The sequence below is a fragment of the Pseudonocardia pini genome (assembly GCF_013870575.1).
Lineage (GTDB): Bacteria > Actinomycetota > Actinomycetes > Mycobacteriales > Pseudonocardiaceae > Pseudonocardia > Pseudonocardia pini.
Window position 1 is genome coordinate 1 of record NZ_JACBXB010001131.1, and the last position, 1,273, is coordinate 1,273.

The window sequence follows — 1,273 nt, forward strand, 5'->3', positions numbered from 1 at the left end:
GCCCGCAGCCACCCACGCCCCACCCGCCGAGATGAACCTCAGTGTCCTCGGAGCACGATCGAACAGCACTGGTGTTCATCTCGGCTCAGCCACCCGCCGAGGCCGTGAGCCACTCCGAGTAGAAGATGCCCAGCCCCAGCGCCGCGCACATCGCCGCGAGCAGCCAGAACCTGATGATCACCGTGGTCTCGGCCCAGCCCGCCAGCTCGAAGTGGTGGTGGAAGGGAGCCATCCGGAACAACCGCCGTCGAGTGGTGCGGAAGACCAGGATCTGCAGCGCCACCGACAACGTCTCGACCACGAACACGCCACCGATCACCAGCAGCAGCAGCTCGGTCTTCGTGACGATCGACAGGCCCGCCAACAGCCCGCCCAGCGCGAGCGACCCCGTGTCCCCCATGAAGATCCGGGCGGGTGCCGCGTTCCACCAGAGGAAGCCGATGCAGCCGCCCATGGCCGCCGAGGCGACGATCGCGACGTCGAGCGGGTCCCGGACCTCGTAGCAGCCCGCCGCCGCGGCGATCGAGCACGCGTTGCGGAACTGCCAGAACCCGATGATCACGTAGCTGGCCAGGACCATGGCCGACGTCCCCGCCGCGAGCCCGTCGAGCCCGTCGGTCAGGTTCACGCCGTTGGACCAGGCCGCGATGATCAGGTTGCAGAGCAGTACGAAGCCGATCGCGCCGAAGCCGAGCACCGTGATGTCCCGGATGAACGACAGGTACTCCGACGCCGGCGTGAGGTTCCGCTCGTTCGCGAAGCGCAGCGCCAGCACGCCGAAGACCGTGGCGGTGAGCACCTGGCCGACGATCTTCGACGTCTTGTTCAGCCCCAGGTTGCGCCGCCGCCGCAGCTTGAGGAAGTCGTCGACGAACCCGACGAGGCCCAGCGCCGTGGTGAGGAACAGGACCAGCAGCGCCGAGGCCGTCATCGGCTCGCCGGTCAACGCGTGGGCGAGGAGGTAGCCGACCCAGATCGAGATCAGGATCGCCACACCGCCCATGGTCGGCGTGCCGCGCTTGGTCTGGTGGCTCTTCGGGCCGTCGGCGCGGATCTCCTGGCCGAAGCCCTGCCGGGCGAAGAACCGGATGAGGTAGGGGGTGAGCAGGATGGACAGCGCGAGCGCCACCCCGCCCGCGACGAAGATGCCTCTCACCGGGAGACCATCTCCTGTTCGAGCGCGGGGCCGACCGTCAGCAGCGCGGCGGCGACCTGGTCCAGGCCCGCCGACCGGGAGGCCTTGACCAGCACGACGTCGCCCGGTGCGAGCTCG

The 1,273-nt window shown here is 69.2% G+C and carries 1 protein-coding gene; it reads right to left on the bottom strand.

What is annotated here, in order from left to right:
- Window positions 1-85: 85 nt before the first annotated feature.
- Window positions 86-1,156 (bottom strand): phospho-N-acetylmuramoyl-pentapeptide-transferase, encoded by a 1,071-nt coding sequence (mraY, locus tag H5J29_RS33170; protein WP_181784829.1) that lies wholly within the window; start codon window positions 1,154-1,156, stop codon window positions 86-88.
- Between the last annotated feature and the right edge of the window lie 117 nt (window positions 1,157-1,273).